Source organism: Clostridioides sp. ZZV14-6154 (assembly GCF_020657785.1).
Classification (GTDB): Bacteria; Bacillota; Clostridia; order Peptostreptococcales; family Peptostreptococcaceae; genus Clostridioides.
The window spans coordinates 30,555-55,890 of the sequence record NZ_JAGWCY010000008.1; the positions used below are offsets into that span (position 1 = coordinate 30,555).

The 25,336-nt window shown below is 26.7% G+C and carries 23 protein-coding genes; 17 read left to right on the plus strand and 6 right to left on the minus strand.

Features of this window, described 5'->3' with window-relative positions; translation table 11 throughout:
• The first annotated feature begins 2 nt into the window (after positions 1–2).
• The 4 genes from KGF45_RS14860 (at position 3) to KGF45_RS14875 (ending at position 4,252) form a co-directional block, all read left to right on the plus strand.
• Positions 3–1,931, plus strand: coding sequence for a PTS fructose transporter subunit IIABC (locus KGF45_RS14860; protein WP_227842818.1), 1,929 nt, complete (start codon positions 3–5; stop codon positions 1,929–1,931).
• A gap of 19 nt (positions 1,932–1,950) precedes the next feature.
• Positions 1,951–2,826: a tagatose-bisphosphate aldolase subunit GatY gene (gatY, locus tag KGF45_RS14865; protein ID WP_227842819.1), complete on the plus strand. Its 876-nt coding sequence runs from the start codon at positions 1,951–1,953 to the stop codon at positions 2,824–2,826.
• 627 nt (positions 2,827–3,453) lie between these two features.
• Positions 3,454–3,834 (plus strand): nucleotidyltransferase domain-containing protein, encoded by a 381-nt coding sequence (locus tag KGF45_RS14870; protein ID WP_227830062.1) that lies wholly within the window; start codon positions 3,454–3,456, stop codon positions 3,832–3,834.
• A complete protein-coding gene (locus tag KGF45_RS14875; protein WP_227842820.1) occupies positions 3,824–4,252 on the plus strand; it encodes a hypothetical protein in 429 nt (142 codons plus the stop codon). The genes KGF45_RS14870 and KGF45_RS14875 overlap by 11 nt, the downstream gene beginning before the upstream one ends.
• Before the next feature lie 344 nt (positions 4,253–4,596).
• Here the strand turns inward: KGF45_RS14875 and KGF45_RS14880 are convergent, their stop codons facing one another.
• Entirely contained in the window at positions 4,597–5,163 is a 567-nt protein-coding gene (locus KGF45_RS14880; RefSeq protein ID WP_227842821.1) for a CD3073 family putative ECF transporter S component, read from the minus strand.
• A gap of 168 nt (positions 5,164–5,331) precedes the next feature.
• On the opposite strand from KGF45_RS14880, the gene KGF45_RS14885 reads away from it, so the two are divergent.
• The 8 genes from KGF45_RS14885 (at position 5,332) to KGF45_RS14920 (ending at position 13,528) form a co-directional block, all read left to right on the plus strand.
• Positions 5,332–5,853 (plus strand): CD3072 family TudS-related putative desulfidase, encoded by a 522-nt coding sequence (locus KGF45_RS14885; protein ID WP_227842822.1) that lies wholly within the window; start codon positions 5,332–5,334, stop codon positions 5,851–5,853.
• 39 nt (positions 5,854–5,892) lie between these two features.
• Entirely contained in the window at positions 5,893–6,081 is a 189-nt protein-coding gene (locus KGF45_RS14890; protein ID WP_413906973.1) for a hypothetical protein, read from the plus strand.
• Between the two features lie 699 nt (positions 6,082–6,780).
• Positions 6,781–7,980: a S41 family peptidase gene (locus KGF45_RS14895; RefSeq protein ID WP_227830058.1), complete on the plus strand. Its 1,200-nt coding sequence runs from the start codon at positions 6,781–6,783 to the stop codon at positions 7,978–7,980.
• Between the two features lie 173 nt (positions 7,981–8,153).
• The gene (locus tag KGF45_RS14900) at positions 8,154–8,651 is read left to right on the plus strand and encodes an HTH domain-containing protein (protein WP_227842823.1); all 498 of its coding nucleotides are present in this window, start codon (positions 8,154–8,156) and stop codon (positions 8,649–8,651) included.
• Between the two features lie 276 nt (positions 8,652–8,927).
• Complete coding sequence (locus tag KGF45_RS14905; RefSeq protein WP_227830056.1) at positions 8,928–9,680, plus strand: ABC transporter ATP-binding protein; 753 nt, start codon at positions 8,928–8,930, stop codon at positions 9,678–9,680.
• Entirely contained in the window at positions 9,681–11,588 is a 1,908-nt protein-coding gene (locus tag KGF45_RS14910; RefSeq protein WP_227842824.1) for an FtsX-like permease family protein, read from the plus strand.
• A 246-nt stretch (positions 11,589–11,834) separates the two neighbouring features.
• The gene (locus tag KGF45_RS14915) at positions 11,835–12,509 is read left to right on the plus strand and encodes a response regulator transcription factor (protein ID WP_227830054.1); all 675 of its coding nucleotides are present in this window, start codon (positions 11,835–11,837) and stop codon (positions 12,507–12,509) included.
• Positions 12,509–13,528 carry a sensor histidine kinase gene (locus KGF45_RS14920; RefSeq protein WP_227842825.1) on the plus strand — a complete coding sequence of 340 codons (1,020 nt, stop codon included), beginning with the start codon at positions 12,509–12,511 and terminating at the stop codon, positions 13,526–13,528. The genes KGF45_RS14915 and KGF45_RS14920 overlap by 1 nt, the downstream gene beginning before the upstream one ends.
• Positions 13,529–13,656: 128 nt before the next feature.
• Here KGF45_RS14920 and KGF45_RS14925 read toward each other — a convergent pair whose 3' ends face one another.
• The 5 genes from KGF45_RS14925 to KGF45_RS14945 all read right to left on the minus strand — a co-directional run bounded on the left by KGF45_RS14925 (position 13,657) and on the right by KGF45_RS14945 (position 18,209).
• Entirely contained in the window at positions 13,657–14,631 is a 975-nt protein-coding gene (locus KGF45_RS14925; protein ID WP_227830052.1) for an aromatic acid exporter family protein, read from the minus strand.
• Positions 14,632–14,849: 218 nt separating this feature from the next.
• Complete coding sequence (locus tag KGF45_RS14930; protein ID WP_227842826.1) at positions 14,850–15,533, minus strand: ABC transporter permease; 684 nt, start codon at positions 15,531–15,533, stop codon at positions 14,850–14,852.
• Positions 15,534–15,555: 22 nt separating this feature from the next.
• Positions 15,556–16,473 carry an ATP-binding cassette domain-containing protein gene (locus KGF45_RS14935; RefSeq protein ID WP_227842827.1) on the minus strand — a complete coding sequence of 306 codons (918 nt, stop codon included), beginning with the start codon at positions 16,471–16,473 and terminating at the stop codon, positions 15,556–15,558.
• 93 nt (positions 16,474–16,566) lie between these two features.
• Positions 16,567–17,508, minus strand: coding sequence for a sensor histidine kinase (locus KGF45_RS14940; protein ID WP_227842828.1), 942 nt, complete (start codon positions 17,506–17,508; stop codon positions 16,567–16,569).
• On the minus strand, positions 17,508–18,209 hold the full coding sequence (locus tag KGF45_RS14945; RefSeq protein ID WP_227842829.1) for a response regulator transcription factor: 702 nt from the start codon (positions 18,207–18,209) through the stop codon (positions 17,508–17,510). The genes KGF45_RS14940 and KGF45_RS14945 overlap by 1 nt, the downstream gene beginning before the upstream one ends.
• Positions 18,210–18,509: 300 nt before the next feature.
• On the opposite strand from KGF45_RS14945, the gene pepI reads away from it, so the two are divergent.
• The 5 genes from pepI to KGF45_RS14970 all read left to right on the plus strand — a co-directional run bounded on the left by pepI (position 18,510) and on the right by KGF45_RS14970 (position 23,880).
• Positions 18,510–19,391: a proline iminopeptidase gene (gene pepI, locus KGF45_RS14950; RefSeq protein WP_227830051.1), complete on the plus strand. Its 882-nt coding sequence runs from the start codon at positions 18,510–18,512 to the stop codon at positions 19,389–19,391.
• Between the two features lie 399 nt (positions 19,392–19,790).
• A complete protein-coding gene (locus tag KGF45_RS14955) occupies positions 19,791–20,594 on the plus strand; it encodes a hypothetical protein (protein WP_227830050.1) in 804 nt (267 codons plus the stop codon).
• Positions 20,595–20,606: 12 nt separating this feature from the next.
• Entirely contained in the window at positions 20,607–21,737 is a 1,131-nt protein-coding gene (locus KGF45_RS14960; protein ID WP_227830049.1) for an AAA family ATPase, read from the plus strand.
• A 3-nt stretch (positions 21,738–21,740) separates the two neighbouring features.
• Entirely contained in the window at positions 21,741–23,150 is a 1,410-nt protein-coding gene (locus tag KGF45_RS14965) for a VWA-like domain-containing protein (protein WP_227830048.1), read from the plus strand.
• A 232-nt stretch (positions 23,151–23,382) separates the two neighbouring features.
• Positions 23,383–23,880: a CarD family transcriptional regulator gene (locus KGF45_RS14970; RefSeq protein ID WP_227830047.1), complete on the plus strand. Its 498-nt coding sequence runs from the start codon at positions 23,383–23,385 to the stop codon at positions 23,878–23,880.
• Positions 23,881–25,336 lie beyond the last annotated feature (1,456 nt).

The window sequence follows — 25,336 nt, forward strand, 5'->3', positions numbered from 1 at the left end:
AAATGGGGAAGAAGATAATCCTTGGGGTAACAGGTTGTCCAACTGGAATTGCTCATACATTTATGGCAGAAGAAGCGTTAAAAAAATCAGCTAAAGAATTAGGATGTGATATAAAAGTTGAAACAAATGGCGCCATAGGTGTAGAGAATAAATTAACAGCAGAAGATATCGAAATGGCAGATGCAATAATAGTTGCTTGTGATAAAAACGTTGATATGGATAGATTTAATGGAAAACCAGTAATAGAGGTGCCTGTAAAAGAAGGTATACACAAAGCTAGTGAGCTTATAAAAAAGTGTATTGATGGTAAAGTACCAGTTAGAAAAGGAAGTACATCAAGTAACAAATTTACAGAAGAAGGTAATTTATCGTTTGGTCAAAAGTTATATAAGGACTTAATGAATGGGGTATCTCATATGCTGCCTTTAGTAGTAGCAGGTGGAGTGCTAACTGCTATATCATTTTTATGGGGAATTTATTCATTTGACCCAAATTCAGAACAGTATAATCAGATAGCAGCTACATTAAAATCTGTTGGTGGATATTCTATGAATTTGATGGTTCCTGTATTAGCAGCATTTATAGCTCAATCTATATCAGGTAGACCTGGTATGTTGGCAGGGCTTGTTGGAGGAATGATATCGTTTGACACAGGTTCAGGGTTCTTAGGTGGAATTATATCAGGATTTTTGGCAGGTTATGCAGTTAAATTATTTGTGTATTTATTGAGAAAATTACCAAGACAGTTGGAAGGACTTAAATCGATTTTTATAATTCCTATAGTCAGTGTAGGTGTTGTTGGTATATCTATGTTGTTACTTGGAGGACCATGTTCAGCACTTAATAATGCTATGATGAATTTCCTTTCAGGGTTACAGAACTCAAGCCCTATAATCTTGGGATTAGTAATAGGGTGTATGTCAGCATTTGATATGGGAGGTCCAGTAAATAAAGCAGCATATGTAACTGGAACTATGCTTCTAGGTCAAGGAAACTACTTATTCATGGCAGGTGTATCTGCAGCTTGTATAACACCACCATTAGTAATAGCTATAGCATCTACTTTATTTAAAAATAGATTTACAGAAGAAGATAGAGCAGCAGGACTGATTAATTATATACTAGGTAGTACTCATATAACAGAAGGAGCGATACCTTTTGCGGCAAAGAATCCACTGAAAGTCTTGCCAGTACTTATGATTGCATCATCAATATCAGCGATTTTAACTTACATAATGAAAATAGAGGTACCAGCTCCACATGGAGGATTTTTAGTCTTAGGATTAGTAAATAAGCCATTTTTATGGGTAGGATGCATACTTGTAGGTTCATTAGTAGGAGCAATACTTTATATGATGGTTACACCTAAGGTAGTAAATAACAATAATACTACAGAAAATACAAATGAAATTAAAAATGGACATAAAAATGAAAATAAAAATACAAATACAAAATTGGAAAACGTATCTAATAACATATCTTTGTATAACGAAGAAACAGTAGTTTTAGATGTTAAAGGAAAAAATAAAACAGATGTAATTGATGAAATGGTTGAAATACTTGATAAATCGGGTGTTCTTTTAGATAAAAATAAATTTAAAGAAGAAATTCATAAGAGAGAAGAAATATCATCTACAGGTTTTGGTATGGGCATAGCGATACCACACGCAAAAACAGATGCAGTAAAAGTACCACGTGTAGCAGTTGGTGTATCAAAAGAAGGGTTTGATTTTGAATCGGAGGATGGAAGTCCAGTACATATTATATTTATGATAGCAGCTACAGATAATGGTGATAATTTACACTTAAAGACATTGTCTCAACTATCTGCAAAGCTAATGGATGAAGAATTTTTAAATGAGCTAATAAATAGTAAGACAAACATAGAAATAGTATCAAAATTAAATAATGAAGAAATTAAATCATTATAAATATATAGGAGGATGAATTATGGCATTAGTGACAACTAAACAAATATTATTAGATGCACAAGAAGGGCATTATGCAGTAGGAGCATTTAATGTTGAAAATATGGAGATGGTTATGGCAGTAATAGAAGCTGCTGAAGAACTTAAATCACCTGTAATACTACAGACAACACCTTCAACAATAAAGTATGCAGGATTGGATTATTATTTAGCAAATGTAAAGGTAGCATCAGAGAAGGCAAGCGTTCCTGTAGCAATGCACTTAGACCATGGTTCAAGTTTTGGGCTAGCAATGCAGGCACTTAGAGTTGGATATACTTCTATTATGATTGATGGTTCTCATGAAAGTTACGAAGATAATATATCAGTATCTAAAGCTGTTGTAGATGCATGTACACCTTCAGATATACCTGTTGAAGCTGAATTAGGTAAAGTTGGAGGTAAGGAAGACGATTTAGATGGTGGTGATGGTGGAGCATATACAGACCAACTAGAAGCAAAAGAATTTGTAGAAAGAACAGGGGTATCATCTTTAGCAGTAGCAATAGGTACGGCACATGGGTTATATAAGGGAGAGCCAAAGCTTGATTTAGATAGATTATCTGAAATTAGAGAGGTTGTATCAGTTCCATTAGTGTTACATGGTGGGTCTGGAATACCAGATGAGATTATTAAAGAATCTATAAAAAGAGGAATTTGTAAGGTTAATTATGCAACAGAGTTAAGGATTGCTTATAGTAATGGGGTTAAGGATGTGCTTAATTCTGACCCAGAGGTAATTGACCCTAAAAAATATGGTAAAAAAGGTTTAGATTCGGTTAAAGAATTTGTTAAGAGTAGAATGGAAGTTTGTGGATGTGTAGGAAAAGCAGTAGGGGCAGTGGAGTGTTATCAATAAAACCTAATCATAAATAAAAATAAAGTAAGAGGTCTATAATAAACCTCTTACTTTATTTTATATATTTAAGAGAGTAAGTGAGCAATATGGAATAAAGAAGATATTATTAATATAATAAAAATCTCTTCTTTCATTTTAATTTAATAGTAAAAAGACCATAATAGAGGAATAGTTATTAAAGTAGATGCTACTTCAATGATGAATATATGATAAAATAATTTTGTAGAGTATATATAATAATTATAAAATAAGATTGTTATGTTAATTTTTAAAATTAAAAAGTATAATAAAAAAGAAAATTTGATAATTATTTAGAGTGCTTTTTAATTGAGTGTAAAAAGTTACCAATTATTAAGAAGTATAACTAAAATATATATTCAAATTATTTTATGGAAAGTCGTATATAATTATAGATAAATTAAGACATAAAGCAGATAAGAGATTAGTATGAAAAGCAAATTTTTAGATGCAATTCAGTGATTCTGTTAATCAAGTAGATAAATGAAAACTAGAAATGAAAATTAGTTTAAAATAGTTATAAGATAACTTTAATTCATTAATGTAAAGAGCTTTTGAAGGAGAATTATTTAGCTAAGTAATATTACATAATAAATATGAGGTGATTAAATGAGAAATATACCAGATGAGATTAAAAACTCAATAATAAATATATTTCCAAAAGAAAATACTATGGCCATCATAATATTTGGTAGTTATGGAACAGATAGGCATACATCAGAAAGTGATATAGATATAGCATGGATTCCTATCAAAAAAGTATCAATTACAGAGCTTGCAACGAAAACAGAGGCTCTAAGAAATATATTAGATGTTGATGTAGACTTAAAGATTGTTACAGATAACTATACAATAGCACTTAGAAAGGCTATTTTAGAAGGTGATGTTATTTATGAATCTAAAGATTTTAAGGATTATATAAATAATTTCTATTTTGAAAATAGTGATGTAATAGATATCTTAGATTGGAGGGATATGTATGGTAATTAGAAATAAATTGTCTTGGAGTTCAATAGAAGAAGTAAATAGAGATTTTGGTTCTTGTTTATATGATTTGCAAAACTTCAAAATACTATATACTAAAGAAGAAATGCCTGAATTATGGGCTAGATATATAAAAGAAGGTTTTAAAAGCTATATGGTATCATTTCTAGAATTAACAAAAGCAATGCTGTATTATAAATCAACTAATTTAAATATAAAATCTAAGACCTTCTATGATTATCTCTTGGCTTGTGAGTATCATAACTTATTGCCCCAAAATTCTTCTATTGTTATAGAAACACTTAGAAAGTTAAGAAATGATGATTCTCATGGATATGATATACCAGAGTTTGAAGATATGTATGAGTTGTTTACAGAAAACGAAGAGGTATTTGTTAGTATAAGAAATACTTGTAAAAAATGATTTTTAGGGAGACGCATTTTAACTAAGATGTAAAGGAAAGAAAAACCTTGAGTAACTTTGAGTTTTTAAAAGAAGTTAAATAAAATGTATCAGAGATAAGTTAGTAGTAGCAATTGGCTAATATCTTATTTGATTATAATAAAATAACAATACGACCTCTTAATACAGCTTTAGAATTTAAATTTATATTAAGAGGTTGTATTTAATTAAATTAATACAAATGTTGTATAATTAAATCATAAATACTAAAAGTTAATGAAGCCAAAATAGAAAATATCATTATACAAATATATGCATATAAATTTATTATAAAGATTAATAAATCATATATTATTTACAATTTATTAAGAAGAACTAGATGTACTCCTATTATATTGAGATATGAAACCTTTAGGCATTTTACTTATAAAATACACAACCATAATACAAGACAAAGGCTTGTCTACTATATTGCTAAGGATTCTTGGAAAGAATGCAGCAGTAAATATCTTCTGACCAGACTGAACTAAAAAACCGACCAATAAATCAGCACCACTTCCACTTAAACCACCAAACAATAAAACTGAAATAGGAGTACCAATTAAAGGACAAACAACAGATAGAATTAGTCCTGTAATAATAGCCTCCTTATAACCAAAACCTTTTTTCTTAGAAATATAACCAACGATAAGACCAAGAACCATATTTACAAGGGCAAAAGGTATATTCGTAGGGCCTGATATAACTCCTAAAACCAAGTTTGTACAGCCACCAATAAGAGCACCCCAAAAAGGCCCTAATACTACAGCTCCAAGCACAGTACCAACCGTATCTAAAAATAATAATGGTATATTTATCATAGATATAGCTATACCTAAAACAATGTTAATAACTATACACATTGAAGAAAATGTTATTTTCTTAGTATTCAATTATAATACCTCCTAAAAAAAATGTATATATTTTTATCATAGTATAGATTATAAAAGATTACTAATTGTATATTTCTATATAGAATACTATAAATATAGAGCAAATGAATAATATAATTATCAAAATATGTAGTATTATTAAAAGTGAGAATACTTAAGGAGAATATTATGAAAAGAAACAGAGAGATTGTAGTAGTTTGTCATTGTATATTGAATTGTAACTCTAAAGTAGAGGGTCTATCAGAATTTAAAGGTGCACAAAGTATAACAATAGATTTAATAAATAATGGATATGGAATAATTCAATTACCATGTCCAGAGATGATTTTGTATGGAATAAATAGGTGGGGACATGTAAAAGAACAGTTTGACAATTTGTTTTTTAGAGAACAATGTAGACAAATGCTAATACCTTATATAAGACAGTTTGATGAATATTTAAAAAATAATTATAATATAAAAAGTATCATTGCCATAGATGGTAGTCCAAGTTGTGGATATAATAAGACCTGTAGTTCTAAAAATTGGTTTGGTGAATTAAGTGGTTGCAAGGACTTGATGAATAAAATAAATGATGTCCAAATGGTAGAAGAGAAAGGTATTTTTATAGATGAGTTAGAAAAATTACTTAATGAATATAATTTAGAAATACCTATAGTTGGATTTGACGAACTTAGAGAAGATAAGTAAGTGAAAATTTTATTGATATATGCTTAAGAAGTATGATAAATGCTAATATATATAAGCTTTAGTGAAGGTATAGGTAAAGACATAGTAGAAGGTAAGGTTGGATTTAAGGATTTAGAAGCTTATGCACTGAAAATGCCAGTTATAAAGAATAAGTCTGGAAGACAAGAAATGTTAGAAAATATGCTTAATAGGTATATATATGAAGTTGATACAATTTGTAACAAGTAGTTGTATTGTTATGAATCTTAGATGATTAAATAAAAACTAGGGAGTATTCTCTAGTTTTTATTTAAAAAAATATAAATAAGAGCATTCTTTATCAGTAAAAAATTGTCTGAAAGATTTTCTATTGATAGTGAGTTTTCAAATACATTTGAGATAAAAGATATATAACACTAAGTAAAAAATAAGCTATAATAAACTTATCAAGAAGCTATATATGTATAGTTGCTAGTGGAGTTGCTTTACATAAAGAAAATATGGATAACAGTATTAGATGAAGAATAACTAAAAAGGAAAATAGGATAAATAAGAACGTAGGGAGATTTTTGTTAGACAAATCTCCCTACGTTTTTATTTACAATAATTTTGAATGATGTTTGTTTTAGTTAGTAGTTTTGAGAAATATATATATAATGAGATAAGTAGTTACACTAGTAAAGATTATCTAAATATATATCTAAATATTTTTTTTATATAGAAATACATTGTGGATGGTTAAAAGTTAGTGGCAAAATTTATTGTTAATTTGTTTATTAATATATAAATACAGACTAGAATTCCTTTGATAAAACTATAGAATAATAAATTTAAAATATATTTATGGATATATAAATTATAATGAAATATAATATATAAGTATTACTCTAAATATTTATAATAATATAATATATTAAAATATGAAGCTGGAAAGTTGATGAGAATTATATGAAAAAGAAAATATTGTTTTTAGGAATTATTTGTATATCTATAATTTTACTAGGTAATTCTACTTATTCCCAAAAGAAGCAACTATCTGAGAAAGAAAAGGTAGATGACTTTAAATATGTATATAATGTTATAAAAACGGGGTATCCTTACTTAGATGTAAATAAGAGACTTAATGATATTGACTGGTTAGAAAATAAGGATAAGTATATAAAAAGAATTAAAAATACTGAAAGTGATGAAGAATTTATAGAAGAAATGTCATCTATATTATCTGAATTAAACAATAAACATACTGAATTAATAGATAATAAAAACAGATATGAACTTTTTAAAAAATCATATTCTAATAATAATTGGTATGACTTTCTTAATGATAAAAAAGTTGTAGATAGATATGATTCTATAAATACTAAGATAAAAATGCCAAATGATATTTTTGTGAAAAAAGAACTAATTTTAGAAGATATAATTAAAGGCAAGGTTGGATACATGTATTTACCTGCAATGTCGCCACAAAATGGGTCAATAGATAAGGATTTAAAAATGATAGGAGATTATATTAATAATTTAGAAAAACATCAAGTTTTAATTATTGATATAAGAGGAAATTCAGGCGGAAGTGACAGGTATTGGAAAGGAATTGTATCTAAACTTATAAAAAATGATATAAAAATAGAGGGTTATAGGCTCTATAGAAATAATAACAAAATAGTAAAAAAATATACCAATGCAAGAAATATAAAATTAGAGCCTATAGAAAATCTACCAGTAGGTGTAAAGAAAAATGCACCAGAAGAAACTTTAAAAAATTTTAGTGATTTTGAAAAGACTTCTTATACTATAAATACTAATAATGATTTAAAATTTCAAGGTAATATATACTTACTTATAGACGAAAAAGTATATTCATCATCAGAGTCGTTTTCTATGTTTTGTAAAGAGACTAAGCTTGCAACTTTAGTAGGAGAAACTACTGGAGGTGATGGTGGAGGAATAGACCCTGTGTTGTTTGAGTTAAAAAATAGTGGTTTAATAGTTAGAATGTCAAGTTGTATGTATTTAAACAAAGATGGAATATGTGATGAAGAATTTAAAACTATTCCTGAGTTTAAAGTAAAAGACTGTAAAAGAACGATAAATTTTAAAGATGATAACAGTATAAAAAGGGTACTAAAGCTTGAAAATATCAATTATTAAATAACAATTAAATATTACTTTATACTGGAGAAAATAGAATTAAAAAATCAACGGTTTGAGATGTTATATTACTTCCAGCACTTGACCAAGGCAAACATATAAGAACAAGTAAAAATAGATTTCCAACCAGTGAATAACGCCACCTAAGTAGAGACTATAGGTGGCGTTTTCATATGGCAACAGAAAGGAGGAAATTAGTACAAATGTTTTTTTATATAGTCAATCGTGAGCATATAACGGCTAAAGAATTGGCAAATTATTTTAATGTATCAACAAGAACAATATACCGCGATATCAATACTCTGTCTATTGCCGGAATACCTATCATATCTACAAAGGGAACAGGTGGGGGAATATCGCTAATAGACGGATATGCTCTCGACAAATCATTGTTATCTAAAGAGGAGCAACAGAATATATATCAGGGATTACAAATGTTACAGGTTATAAAATATCCTAATGCTGAAATTGCATTAAGTAAAATTAGTGATATTTTTAGAAATGTCTTGGAACCAAAATGGTTGAAAGTTGATTTTACATTCTGGCAAAGTGATGAAAATAAGATAAATAAAAGATTTTCAGAATTAATGTTAGAGTTAAATAAATCAAACAATTTTAGAATATTTGATAACTTTGAGGATGCTAAAAATTATATTTTAAATCTAAAATGACAGAAAATAATAAAATAATATAAGCAAAGCATTTAGAAGTATTGAATATAAAAATAAAATAAATATATATGATGAGTATTTAATAAGGAAATGGCATTTTCAGCATTAAAAAATTAATATAAGTAAAAATTTAAGAAACATATTTATTAATAACCTTTCTATGTTACAAAAGTGTAATATTGGTAGGCAAAATGTAATATTTACATAAGGATTTAACCGTACAAAACCTTTAAAATGAAGATATACTAAGAAGTGAGCAAACGGAGGTTATTAATTATGAAAGAAATATTAAAAATAAAGAATATATCAAAAGATTATGGTATAAAAGGATTTAAAACAAATGTACTAAAAAGTATATCTCTTACAGTTAATGAAGGTGATTTTATAGCAATAATGGGGCCATCAGGTGCAGGCAAAACAACATTACTTAATCTAATGTCTACACTTGACAAACAAACCTCAGGAGAAATAATACTCGATGGGATTGATATATCGAAAGTAAAAAATAATGAACTATCAAAATTAAGAAGAGAAAAAATAGGATTTATATTTCAAGACTATAACTTACTAGATAATATGACACTCATGAATAATATAGCACTTCCCCTGGCGTTAGGGAAAAAGAAAAGTAAAGAAATTGAAGATAAGGTATTTTCTATATCCAAAAAATTTGGATTAGAAAATCATTTAGATAAATATCCATACCAATTATCAGGTGGTCAAAAACAAAGAGGTGCAGCAGCAAGGTCACTAATTACAAACCCAGCAGTAGTATTTGCAGATGAACCAACAGGTGCTTTAGATTCTAAATCAGCTTATGAACTTTTAAACTCATTAGAAAGGATAAATAAAGAAAATAATGCTACTATTATAATGATTACACATGACCCTCTAACAGCAAGTTATTCAAATGAAGTATATATGATAAATGATGGAACTATAAAGTGTAAATTAAATAAAGGAAGTAGTAGAAAAGAATTTTATGGAAAAATTATGGATATGTTGGCCTCTATGGGAGGTGAAATGTAAGTGAGTGTACTTGGGATTGCTTATAATAATTTTAAAAGTAATATAAGAACTTATTTGGCATTTTTTATATCTATGGTCTTTTCAGTAGTTGTACTGACTAATTTTGAATTACTAAGATATGGTGATGCCATAAATGTACTGCAAGGAGAAAATCAGAAATTCACATTATCAGTGTTAATATCTGTAATAATAATATTATCAGTATTTTTATTTTTCTTTATATGGTATGCAACAAATATATTCTTTAAAAATAGGTCAAAAGAAATAGGAATACTATCTTTTATGGGGTTGGATTTATATACTATAGGAAAAATATATTTTGTAGAAAATATGCTTATAGGAATAAGCTCTTGTATAACAGGAATACTTATAGGGATAATAACATCTAGATTTTTCCAGGTAGTGATAATAAAATTATCTGGATTTGATATAAATGTATCCAATGGGCTTAGTATCAAAGCTATAATGTATGCCAGTTTGATATTTATTTCTATATTTATGATAATGACTATAAAAGGTTTTGTAACAATATGTAGAAGTAGTGTAATAAACCTAATTAACACATCTAAGAAGCAAGACAAAATACCAAAAGTAGGAATAGGATTATACATATTAGCCATAATATCAACTTTAGTATTAGGATGTGGTTATTATCTTTCTATGGATATACGCTCTGGAAACATAACTAGTGTAATGGCAGTTATAGTTATAATAATAATAGGTACTTATGGTCTATTTAAATCAGTTATGCCTGTTGTATTTCATATGATAATGAAAAATAAAAAAGTATTATTTAATGGAAATAATATAATTGCTATAAACAATATAAATTACAGATTAAATAAAAACTATAAAACTTACTCTATAATAGCTATAATTATAACTACTACAATATCAACCCTTGGTGCATCAGTTGCTATAAAACATCTACAACAAAATGCTCAAGAACAAAGAAATGTATATACTGTTAGTATAGTTTCAACAGATAGAAATGAAGTAAACAGAAAACAAATAGAAGATATAATCAAAGACACTAATAATATAAGGTATTCAGTAAATCCAGAACTAATTGCTTTAGAAAATCCAGATAGCAAAAATGATTATGATAAATTAAATACAATAATGAAATACAGTGATTTTTACAATACTCTTAAAGTAAATGGAAATGAGGAAGAATTAAAAGAGTATGGCGAAAAACTAGTTAAAGGAAATAATGTAATACAGTTAAAAAGTCCTCAAACGATAGTAACATTAGCTAAAAAAGAAACCAGTGTGAACATTGATGGACAAGTATATAATATTACAAAAGGGGAAGTAAAAGTACCAGTATTAGGAACAGGGATTAATGACAGTATTATAGTAGTGAATGATAACATCTACTCTAAGTTAAAAGACAAAGGACAACCAATATATTTCTATGGAGCAAAAGTATCTGATGAAGAAAATAGCCAAAAGATGTTTGATAATATTGAAAAAAATTTAAGTATGCAAAGTGGCTACATGAGAAATGGATATAAAGCTCAGAACGAAAGTCAATGGATGAAATTTGCATATGTAGTGCTTGTATTTTTATTTTTAGTATTTACGCTTGTGGCTGGAAGTATAATATACATGAAAATATATAGTGATGCTTATGAAGATAGAGATAAATATAAAACTTTATTAAAGATAGGAACGACAGAAAAAGAAATAAATAAAGCTGTATTTAAAGAAGTAGCCATATTTTATACTTTACCAATGTTAAGTGCAACAATATCAAGTTACTTTGCATTAAGACTAGCAGGCAATTTATTAATGGCTGATTTATTTAGTATATATATATTGAGCTTAGTAATATGCTTAATAATATTTATAATATATGGAGCAGTATCTGTTAATAAGTTTAAGAAGGTAATATACGAAAATTAATCAACAAATCTATTAAAATAAAGGGGGTGTCTCAAAATGAACTTTTTAGTTCATGAGGCACTCTTTTTTGTATAAAATCAAATATATTTTCATCATTTCAACAATGAAAAAGAGGCTTATATCTATTTTGAGACAGCCCCTTATTAATTAGGTCTAAGTCGTTTGACTAATAAATGTATACAAAATATGATATGATAGAGATAATTTATATTATAAGAAAATATTAAAATAATGGAGATTACATAAATGTATAAAATTTTATTAATAGAAGATGATATTGATTTATCAAAAGAAATTGCTTTGGCATTAGAAAGATGGGGATTTAAAGTAGAAGTAATTGATAAATTTGAACTGATTTTAGAAGAATTTATAGATAAAAAACCAGATGTAGTACTTTTGGATGTAAATTTACCACTGTATAATGGATTTTACTGGTGTGAGAAAATAAGGTCTGTTTCAAATGTTCCAATAATATTCCTTTCATCAAGAGATTCTGATATGGATTTAATAATGGGAATAAATAATGGAGGAGATGATTATATTACAAAACCATTTTCTATAGATATATTGGTTACCAAAATAAATGGGATAATAAGAAGAACTTACAATTATAGCGACTCTAATAGTGTTCTATACTACAAAGATTTGATGTTTGATGTGGGAAAAGGAATCATAAAGAACAAGTACAAGGAAAAAGATATAGAATTGACTAAAAATGAAATAAAAATTTTAACTTTATTATTAAAAAATAAAAATAAAGTTGTATTAAGAGAAAGTCTTATGATGACTTTATGGGATAATGATGAGTTTGTTACAGATAATGCTCTTACAGTAAATATGAATAGGCTAAGAAGTAAAATTAAAGAGTTAGGGTTTGATGATTTTATAAAAACTAAAAAAGGAATAGGATATACAATATAATGATAGTAAAATATTTAAAAGACAGATTCAAGTATATTGTACTTTTTTTAATTATCATTAGTATAATAAATATTTACTTATTTGCTATAAATATATTTGAGAATCAATATGCAGAGTTAATATACTTAGATTTTTTAGCTTTACTCATAATAATAGTATTTTTTATTGTAGATTATATAAACTTTAAAAATAGCTATAAAGATTTATGTAAGTGTTTAGAAAATAATGATGATATAGACAACTACTTGATTAGTGGACAATCCTTTGAAGAAAATATCATAAGAGATATTATTGAAAATTTGAAATCAAAGAACAATGATGATACAAAAAATTATAAACAATCTCTAAAAGAATTGGATGAATACATAGCTAAATGGGTTCATGAAATAAAGATTCCAATATCATCTTTGAGTATAATTACAGATAGATTAAATAATATAGAAGATAGTATAGATATTAAGAATCAAATTGCAAAAATAAACTTTTTAGTAAATTCTATTTTATATAGTAGTAGAAGTAATAGTATGTTTGAGGACATATTTATGAATAAAGTTAATTTAGAAAAATTAATAAAATCCTCTATAAAGAATAACTCGTTTTTACTCATAAAAAACAATATTGAAGTTAATTTAAGCAACTTAAATTATACTGTTTACACGGATTCTAAATGTATAGCATATATTTTAGACCAAATTATTAATAATGCTATAAAATACTCAAAAGAAGTTGGTAAAATTGAATTTAATGCAAAACCATTAGAAAACGGAGTAGTGTTATCTATAAAAGATTATGGCATTGGTATAAATGAAGAGGATATATGTAGAGTTTTTGATAAAGGATTTACAGGAACAAATGGAAGGAATAGATTGTATAAATCTACTGGAATGGGACTATATTTTGCAAAAAAGATGTTGGATAATTTAGGGCATAAGATTGATGTGTACTCAGAGAATGGTGTTTATACAATTTTTAATATTCATTTTTATGATATATCAGATTATTTAAATCTAGATAATTAGATTAATAGAAATAGTGAATTCATTTTAAATATGAAAAATATAGTAGTATTTTTACTTTAAAATATAATTTGAAATAGTATTATGAATCAAAAACAGGTAGATAATCTACCTGTTTTTGATTCATAATACTATTTATAAAAATTATTATCTCTAAGAACTTGAGCACGTCTACGATTAATTAAAAACTGTTTTAATTCAGTTAAGCAAAAGAATAAAATAGCTCTATTTTCAAATTCTGTTCTATCAACAGGTAGAGGTTGATTTTGCATACTAAGCATTAACCTGCCCAATTCTTCAAGAAGAAGATTCCCTGTTTCGGCTTCAAATTCAGTATAACCTATCTTATGTATGAAAGCAGATAGAATATGAGCTTGTGGTGGAGTAGAATTTAGTTGAGATATATAACTATACAAGTTTTCTAAGATATCCCGTTGGCTTTTTATAATATCCATATGTTCTAAGAAAAATTTAGTATCACTTAATAAAGTATTATTAATATTATCATAAGTTTCAGAAATACTATTATCAATAAGTGAATTTAAGGTATATAAATCTCTACTGAACCTATTTTCTTTTTTAGGATTTACAATAATATCAGCAATATCTATAAGCACAATACTCACTTCTTCTTGTAATTTTTTTTGAACTTCATAGATTTTATGTATATTTGTTGGAATATACATATTTATTATGACACCTATTCCAGTACCTATTGCAAATATTCCAGCTTCATTTAAAATCCATTTAATAGATGTTTCTCCTTGGAGGAAGTAATGGGATGCGATTACTACACACATGGCAATAACATCTTGAATTTTTAATAAAAAACAAAGCGGTATAATTATGAATATAAATATTGAAAATGAAGTTAAATTATATCCTAAAATATTAAAACATAAATAGGAAAAAATAGTACATAAAAGAAAGCCATAAACCTTTCCAATAGAGCCTTTAAGAGTTTCTTTTTTAGTGTCCTTTACTGTAAGTAGTACTATAACTCCAGCGACCATTGAGTATTCTAATTTTAACAGCCAAGCAATAGATATAGCAAGAGAGCATCCAAGAGATAATTTTATTACTTTAAGTGAATTAATATTATTCAAATATAAACCTCCTGTAAACAAATATAATAAAGATAATTTTAACATAAAACTAATGGGGTTTGAAATGTAATTAATTATACTTAATTATTTTATTGCCCTATTTAGCTAAATACAATCAATATATTTTTATTTTATGAAAGTTTTTTGTGAAAATTTAAAGCAATAAATAGAACTTGGATTATAAAAATATAATGTAAATTGAGATATTATTGATATATCTACATCAAATCTTTAGTTTCTGCATTATGGATAGAAAGAAAAGCGAAAACTAAAGATATAACTGTTAAAATAACAGGAAAGAGCATATTATTTGCCAGTGTAAAATCTCCTACACTTGCTTGGGTTAAAAATATTAACAAAAAGGATGTAATAATTGTTGCTTTTGATGATTTGCTAATAATACCAATAAATAGTGCTATAAAGCTCATACTGACAAGTACAATCGACTTTAAAATAAGTTGTACATAGAATAATGAACTTCCCATATTAAAATCTATTAAGAATGAAGAAGTCATAAATTGAGAACCTAATAAAATACAACCATAAATCAAAAGTCTTGTTAATATTAGTGCCACAAAATTAAAAATCCAGACAGCTAATATTTGGGAAAGCAGAATTTTTTTACGTTTAATTGGATAAGAGAACATTAGGTTCATTGTTTTGTTTTTGTAAGCACTGACAATAAAAGAAGATAGCATAACACTTGTAAAAATTAAGAATGCCATACTTGTAAAAAGTTCAATTGGTGCAGATATAATATCATTTCCTGGAGCTGCATCAAGAATCCCAGACTCAGGGTCATTTGCAATTCCTAAAAATGCTAGTGCAAAAACAAATAGGCAAAGAATAATTGCTAAGATAAATACATTTTTAATGTATTTTTCTATATGATTTTTTTCCATTCTAATTTTATTAACTTTAACATTATTTATTAGCCCCCTCTGTTATTTTCAGGAAGTAATCTTCCAAAGTCTCCATTTTTGTATGTAGAACACTTATATCTACACCACCAAGCGTTAACTCTCTTGATACATCTTGTGTTGTAATATTCTTATCATAGATTCGTATATTGTTTTCATCTATAATCTTGAAATTAATTATATTCAATTTATCTGCTAGTAGATAAGAAGCACGCTTAATATCATTTACACTTAATTCTATATATGTAGTGTTCATTTCTGAAATATCTTTCATAGAAATTTCTTTAAGCATTTTACCTTGATTAATAACACCGATTGTATCTGCAATACTCTCAATTTCAGAAAGTATATGTGTAGATATCATAATGGTAATATCATATTCTGTACATAGCATTTTAAGCGAATCTCGAATTTGCTTTATGCCAGCAGGGTCAAGACCATTAGTTGGTTCATCCAAAATCAGCAACTCTGGTTTGTTTAGAACCGCACGAGCAATTCCTAGACGTTGTTTCATACCTAAAGAATAACTCTTAACAGGTTTGTTAGATGCATCAGATAAATTTAACATTTTTAATGCATTGTCTATACTTTTAGGGCTGTAGTATCCCATATACTCACAATGTAATTTAAGGTTTTCAAAGCCACTCATATGATCATAAAATGTAGGAAATTCAATGATACTCCCCATACGTTTTAAAACTTCATAAGATGAAGAAGTAAGTCTTTCACCAAAAATCTCAATTGTTCCATCTGTGGGCTTCCAAAGATTAGTAATCATTTTCATTATTGTGGTTTTACCTGCTCCATTTGGACCAAGAAATCCATATATTTCTCCCTTTTTAATATTAATGTTGACATTACTGACAATGACCCTTTCTTCAATAGCTTTAGTAAGATGATTTGTTTGTAAAATATATGACATTTAAGTGTCCCCCTTTCTTAGATAATTTTTATTATAGATAAATAGATTTTCAAAACTCTTAAGTAAATCTTACGAATTTCTTTCGTAGATATTTTAATATGATAGTTTTCTTAATTTGACAGTAAATGTAGTATGGATGTTTGGCTCACTATCCAGAATTATATCACCTCCAAGTTGAATGGCTAGATTTTTTGCAATTGTTAAACCAAGACCATTTCCCTGAATATCTCTGTTTCTGGAATCTTCCATTGTAAAAAGACGTTCAAAAACTGTTTTAGCAAATGCCTTTTCAATACCTTTTCCTTTGTCTGTAACATCAATATAGACATATTTTTTATCTGAATGGATAAAAATACCTAAATATTTTCCGTCTGAACCATACTTAATAGCATTAGAAATAAGATTGAATAGGATACGTTGTAGTGAATCTTTATTTCCTTGAACAAAAATAATTTCTTCTGGAATTTCTATAGCCACTTGAAAATTTTTTTGTGTAAGTAAATCATAAAAATCTAAAATATTTTCACGGCAACATTCATTGATATTTACTTTCAATAACTCGATATCTGTGTCACCAGCCTCTAGCTTTGCTAATGTAAAGAACTGATTAATCAAGTCCATTACTTTCTGTGCTTTCTGTTCTACTTTTGTAAGCATTTTATTTTCCTCGTGGGTATTTAGTTGTATGATTTCCAAATATCCTAATATGACAGTCATAGGTGTTTTAATGTCATGGGATATATTAGAAAGCATTTTTTTTGAAGAAATTTCAGAACGTCGGAAGTCTACACGGATTTTTTGACAATCCTCCAAAAGGCGGTTAATTTGTGATACTAAATCTATAAGAACTTTATTATCTGTAAAAATCATTACTTTTTTTTCGTTATTTGTATCTAAGATATCTATCAGACTATTGCTTATTTCCCTCAGCTTTTTTTGTATTCCTTTTCGAAAAATGAACTGTTGGTATAAAACGATAATGACTAAAATTACTACACAAATAGAAAGAAAAAAAATAATCGTTGAACTACTCATTATGCTCCTCCTAATTTATATCCAATTCCCCACACTGTAATGATGTATTTTGGAGAACGTGGATTATCTTCAATTTTGTTTCTTAGTCTGCTGATATGAACATTGACAGCATTTTCGTCACCAAAATATACATCATTCCAGATTAGTGAATAAATCTGCTCTTTGGTATAAACCCTCTTTGGATTTTGTAAAAGTAATTTTAAAATATCAAATTCTTTGGCAGTAAGTTCAACTTTATTTTTATTTTTATGAACAGTGTAATTATCCAAATTCATAACTAGGTCTCTGCATATAAGGACACTGTTATCAATAACAGGCGTGAAGTTTGACATAGCAGAATATTGTTGCGTTCTTCGAACATTGGCTTTTATACGGGCTAAGACTTCTGCAACTGAAAACGGTTTGGTAATATAATCATCAGCACCTAAACCTAAACCTAATGTTTTATCAGAATCAGAATCTTTAGCTGATATAATGATGATTGGAACAATATTTCGCTGTCTTATGTATTGCATAACTTCCATACCACTAATTTTAGGAATCATTAAATCCAATAAAATAATATCAAATTGTTTTTCATCAAACTTAACACACGCATCTTCTCCATTATATGCAATAGTGATTTCAAAACCCTCAGAAAGTAAAAAGGTTCTTAACATTTCGCTGATTTCTAAATCATCCTCAACTAATAAGATTTTCATTTTATACTCCTTATTATGTAATTATTTTTTGTTATTTCATATCATAATAGCAAATAAAAATAGTTGTAGCAAATGAAAATAGTCAAAAATGTATATAATATTATTAACAAAAAATAAAATTATATAGTTAATATGATTTTATAATTGCTTTGGTATGGTGATTTTTAACTTTTATGTTATACTATTTATAAAAGTAGGTATAAATATAAAAATACATAATTAAATATGTATGAGAAGTTTTAAATAGCCTTATTAATGAACTTAATTATTGTTCATAATGACAAATTGGAGGAGATAAACATGAAAATCACTGAAGGATACATGCCTTTTGAAGGTTTTAAGACCTATTATCGTATAGTAGGAGAAGCTACAGAAGGAAAGAAACCATTAGTACTACTTCACGGAGGTCCAGGTTCTACACATAACTACTTTGAAGTATTAGACAAGATAGCTGAAAGTGGCAGACAAGTTATAATGTATGACCAAATTGGTTGTGGTAATTCATTTGTAGAAGGGCATCCGGAGCTATTTAATGCGGACACATGGATAAAAGAGCTTATCGAACTAAGAAAACATCTAGGGCTTGATGAAATTCATCTATTAGGTCAGTCTTGGGGAGGTATGCAGGCTATTTGGTATGCTCTTGAGTATAAACCAAAGGGTATTAAGTCATATATTCTTTCATCTACTCTTTCTTCTGCAAAACTTTGGGAAAAAGAACAAAAAAGAAGAATATCATATATGAGTGAAGCTGACCAAAAGGCGTTACTTGATGCAGTAAATACTGGAGATTACTCTAGTAAAGAATATAATGATGCATTGGAAAAGTTTATGGAGATGTATTGTGCAGGGGAAGTAACTGAAGATTCTCCTGAATGTTTAAGAAGACCTAAAAAGTCTGGTTCTGAAGCATATATTGTAGGATGGGGATACAATGAATTTTCTCCTACAGGTACTCTTTCTGGATATGAGTTTACAGATAGATTACATGAAATAAAGGAACCTTGTTTAGTAACTAGTGGAGCGATAGATTTGTGCTCACCATATATTGCAAAGACTATGTATGATAGAATTCCTAATAGTAAATGGGAACTATTTGAATATTCAAGACATATGCCATTTGTTGAAGAAAATGATAAATATATAGAGGTTCTAACTGAATGGTTAAACGAAAATGATTAAGCTTATATAAATTTATAAAAAGGGATTAAACTGATTGTTTAATCTCTTTTTTTTATTATTTTATTATAAAGGGTATTATTTTTTATATGTGATAAATTTTGAATAGAATAATCTGGGCAATCATAAAAAGGTTGCAAATATTTAGAGATAGATAAAAGTCATAAAACTTTAATAAATCATGTAAATTATTAAAAAACTACTATAATTAACATCTAATAACAGAGTTTAAAAATACTTAGTTTTCTAAGGTTTTAGAAATTTTTTTTAAAATTGGTATAATTATTCTGTTTAAACTTGCTTAAAAAGTATATTTATTATAATAAGAAACAATTATATAGATAGGAATAGATTATTATATTAATATACAAATAAAAATAACTATAGAAGGAAAGGCATATTATGGAAAAGTCAAAAGTTATTGAAATGATAAAAAATAATCCTAATATTATAGCAACTATAAATAATCCAACTGATGAGATGAAACTACTAGCTATCAAAGAAAACGGACTTGTACTAGAATATATAAATAATCCAACCAGAGAGATGCAAGAATTAGCAATTAATAACAATATTAGAGCAATTAAATTTATAAATGACCCAACAGAAGATATGATGATAAAAGCAGTAAATGATGGATGGAGTATATTAGACTATATAAAAAATCCAACTGATAAAGTGATTAAATTAGCTATAAATCAAGCAGGGTGGGCTATTAAATATTCTAAAAATCCAAGTGAAGAGTTACAATTATTAGCAGTAAGAAAAAATTATGATTCAATAAAGTTTATAAAACAACCTTATGAAAGTGTACAGGAAGAGGCAGTAAAAATAAGTTATGATGCATTAAGATATATAGATTCTCCTAGTTATAATACAGAACTTATAGCTATTAAGAATAATGAGGCAGCTATTAACTTTATAACTAATTTAGATAAGAATAAAATATTAGAATTTTTAAAAGTAAATATTTTAGTGATTAAGTATATTGTAAAAAAAATATCTAAGGATGAGCTAGAAGAAGTATTAAAACAAGTACTATCAAAAGAAGATGTTGAAGAAAAGTATATTAGAGATTTTTTAAATTGTAATATTATAGATAGAAACAGTGACTATATAGCAATAGACAAGATGATGTTTATTTATAAATATGGAAGTAAAACAGCAAAAAAAATAGCTGTAGATGAAAAATTGAAAATTATGTAGGAGAGAGAAAAAATGAATTTTATAGATACATTAAAAAGCGTTGACTTAATATTATCCACTGGAGAAGTACCTCTAATAGTTGGTGAAAGTGGAATAGGAAAAACAGCTCTAGCAAAAAAACTTGCTAAAGAAAATAATTGGAGTTTGATTGTAATTGATGGAAATCTACTTAAAGAAGGTGAAATAGGAGGTCTTCCAACTATAGAATCTTATGTAGGAGTTAATTCTAATGGATATAAGACAGAAAAGAAAACGACAGTATATGCTGTTCATAATAAACTAAGAGAAATTGATGAAGAAATATCTAAAGGAAAAACAGTTATTTTATTTATAGATGAGATAAATCGTTGTGAGCATACTGTACAACAAGAACTTATGAATCTAATTTTAAATAGAGAGATTAATGGATATAAGTTACATGATGATGTAAAGATTTTAGCAGCAATGAATCCATCAAGTAAATATGGTTCAGACTTCGATTATCAAGTTGTAGATATGGATTCAGCTCAAGAAAATAGATTTGTTTGGTTAAATATGGAGAGTGACCATACACAATGGTTGAAATGGGCAATAGATGAAGGCATTGAAAAAAAGATTATAGAGTTTATTTCAACTTTCCCAGAATATCTGCATAAAACAAATGAAGATGACATAAGAGCAACTCCGAGAAGTTATGAAAGAGTTTCTAAAATTTATAAAGTTTATAAGGATAAAAAGAAATCAATTCCTAGAGCAGTATTTTTAAATGTTATAAAGGGGAATGTAGGTAAGGTTATAGCAGAAGAGTTTATAAGTTTTATTGAATCAGATTCCAGCCCATTGATATCTTATGAAGATGTTTTTTTAGGTGATACTATTGATGAACATCTTGTAGAAAGAGTAAAAAATGAAAGCCATACAAGACTTTATCTATCAGCAATAAATATTCTAAAAAATTTAGAATTAAATATGAGAAATGACGAGTATAAATCAAAATATTATATTGATAGGTTTATTGAGTTCTTAAAAATATATCCGATAGATTTAATGATAGGAATTATGAAGGATATTAGAAATAGCTATATTGAAGTGTATAAAAAAGCTATAGAAAATGAAGAGTTTGTAAAATCTTACTTTGAGTCATATCGTTTAATAAGGGGATAGTATATGGAAAATTATTTTGATAAGCAAGCAAAAGAACTCTATATTAAAGCTAGTGAAATTATAAATACTCATTCTATGCTAAAGGCAAATCGTGCTAATGAGAAATTTGAGGTGGATATACCAAAAGATTTTAAAGATGAATTTTTTAGTCTAGTAGATAAAGTTAATTTAAGCCTTATGGAAGAAAAAGATAATTTTTATGGATATTTTTTGTTTCAGATGTCAAGAGAGATACGATTCGATATAAGTAGTCCTACAGGTGTGAATTTTAAAGGAGCTAAATACGTCATATACTTTAATCCAATAATTTTTTTAACTCTCAATATAGAACAAATGGAAAGTACAATAAAGCATGAAATTTATCATATAGTATCTGTGCATTTAGTGAGAGCAAAAGAATTAAAAGGAAAGTATAGTACATTAGCCATTAATATGGCAATGGATATAGTAGTAAACAAATATTTGAATAATTTACCGCCATATGCTACTACTTTAGAATGGGTAAATCTGAAATATTCTCTAAAACTAGAGCCGTATGAGCCTTTTGAGTATTATGTAGAAAAGATTCAAACTGAATTAGATTTGTTAGAAGAAGATGAAGATGGTGAAGAAGATGATAGTGACAAGTATGGAAATATAGAAACTGATTATAGTCCAGAAAAAACTCATGATATATGGGAAGAATCCGATGATATAGATGAAAGAACTCTTAGAGAATTTACAGAAAAATTTATTGATAGTTCTCAAAAAGGTAAGATTCCAGCACACTTGGAAAATATGATAGCAGCCATTAAAAATAGTAAAGGCGAATTACCATGGAATTTATATCTTAGTAGATTAATGGGAACAGTTGAAAGCAACAAAAAGAAGACTATAACAAGGAGAAATAGAAGACAGCCTAACCGATTAGATTTAAGAGGAGAACTTAGAAGTCATAAAGCAGAAATAGCAGTTGCTATTGATATAAGTGGAAGTATTAGTGATGAAGAATTTAAACAAGCAATTAAAGAAGTTCTTAATATAGTTAAAAATTATAATCATGAAATTACTATTATAGAGTGTGACAGTGAAATTAGACGTGTATATAAAGCAAAAACTATAAAAGATATAAAAGATAGAGTTAAAATAGGTGGAGGCACAAAATTTACTCCAGTCTTCGAATATGCTAATAATAAAAAGATTAACTTATTAGTTTACTTTACTGATGGTAAGGGTGAAAATAAGCTACAAGTAATACCTAGAGGTTATAAAGTTTTATGGGTTATTTCTGGAAATGGAGATAAACTTTCACTGAGAGAGCATTATGGAGCAGTTAAAAAACTTAGTAAAGTTGAAACAAAAGATGATGCATTAGAGATAAATGATGTTAGAAATGATGGATACTCAATGAATAGCCAAGCACCAATTTTATAAATATTATACTGGATATGATTGTTATGATTTGTTCGATTGTTATGGTTTATTCACTATCAAAATTAATAAAAAATACATAGATTAATAGTCAATGTATTTTTTATTATTTAAACAATAAAAGTTTTACTTAGCTTAAAATCTTAAAATATGGTACAATTAGTATATAGTAGATAGTTTTGATGATGTAAATTCAGTTGTCAAAACTATTTTTTGTTAAGGATGGTGAGGTTTTGTGTTTAAGATTGATGATTATATAATGTACGGAATGACAGGTGTTTGTAAAGTTTTGGACATAACAAACGAAAAAATTACAAATGGTGTACAAAAAGAATATTATGTATTAAGTCCCCTTTATTCTAATAATACAATAATAAAAATACCTGTTGATAATAAGAAAGTTCCAATGAGAAAGATACTTTCTGAAGTTACTGTGGCTTCGCTAATAAGTGATATACCAAATATGGATACATCCTGGATAGATAATGAAAAAATGAGAAGTGAGCAATTTAAAGTGATGCTTAGAAGTGGTAAGTGTGAAGAGTTACTTAAATTAATAAGAAGTATATACTGTAATAAAGAACATATAAAATCTCTTGGTAAAAAATCACATCAAGCAGATGATAATATGATGAAAGAAGCAGAAAGATTATTAAATGAAGAGTTTGCAACTGTTTTGAATATTTCTCCTGATGAAGTTACCTCATATATATCAAGTCATATACCGCAATAAAGTATTTTTTATATTATCTCCTACTTAAAAAGTATAGCATAGTTAAAAATATAAAAAAAATAAAATAATATTTAAATATAATTTTACAATAAGTGCTTATGAATATTTTATTGCTATTTTTAATTATTTCAGAATATTATTTATTCACATTGCTTTTATTAAAAACTGAATATATAATAATATTATAGGAATCGTTAAAATGATGTTTATAATATACAATTCTTAAAAAATTAAATTATTATTGAATATACTTTTTAATCAAGGGGATGATTGAATGGTAAGTTTAATAAGCATGCTGGAAATCTGAAGTAAAATTAATAATATTATAAGAGTATTATCGTTTAAAGTATATGACAATATAAAATATATTTTAGTGTTGATTAATAAGGTGGCTACTATATTAAATAGAAGTCACCTTATTTAATTTTACCTATATCGTAAAAATTTATATTTTACTAAAGTAAAATAGCTTCATTTAAGTTACATATAGTTTTAATCTCTCTGTAAAAAATATTATTTTTAGTTTCATATAAACGCACTTTGAACTTAATATTTATCCAGCTTATTATTTTTATATTATTGCTAGAATTAAGTATATTACTAAGATATTTTTAAATATTAACATTAAATTATTTGGAATTATACCAATATAAACATAAGTTACATTTTATTATAAATAATACAATTTAGATATTTAAGGATTAATTATTTTTCATACATGAAAATATAGATTAGATAAATACTTTTAGTTTAGAAGAGTACATTATAAATATAATCGACAAAATAAGACTAAATATACCTTTATAATTTAAATTGATATATTTGTTGTATATTTATAGTGTAACTTGAAAAATTATAGACATACAAAATTTAGATTATTTCTAAAAGAGTAATATATAATAATTACTATAGTTTGTTTTTAATCAAACTTTTCTATATTAATTAAGTAAATGTTGAGTTAACAGATAAAAAATAATTGATTTTGAAGAATTTAAATTTATTAAGTTAATTAAAAATATAACAATCATTTAAAAATTAAAAATAGTTAGTTAAAATTGATTAGAATATTCTTTTTTTTAATTTTATTATTGATAATGTTTCTTAAATAACAAATGCTCTTTGACGTCGTATAGTCTAAGTAATATAAGTTGCATATCAAAAACCTATCTAATAAATAATATGAATCCATAAAATAATAAAATTTCATCTCTAAAAAACTATTTTGACGCTTAGTTTAACTTATATTTCCAGACGGAAAATTTATATAATATACTTGACAAGTATGATTTGATTTATTCTAATTATTTACTGTCGATTATTCGATTTTTTTCTTATTTTTTTGTTGCATATAAGTATGTGTTTATGGTACGATTTACATGGTGAAATAAATAAAGGGAGGTGAAAAATAAATATTCGTGAAAAAGTTTTCAAGTTGAGGTATTTTATGGTTAATAAA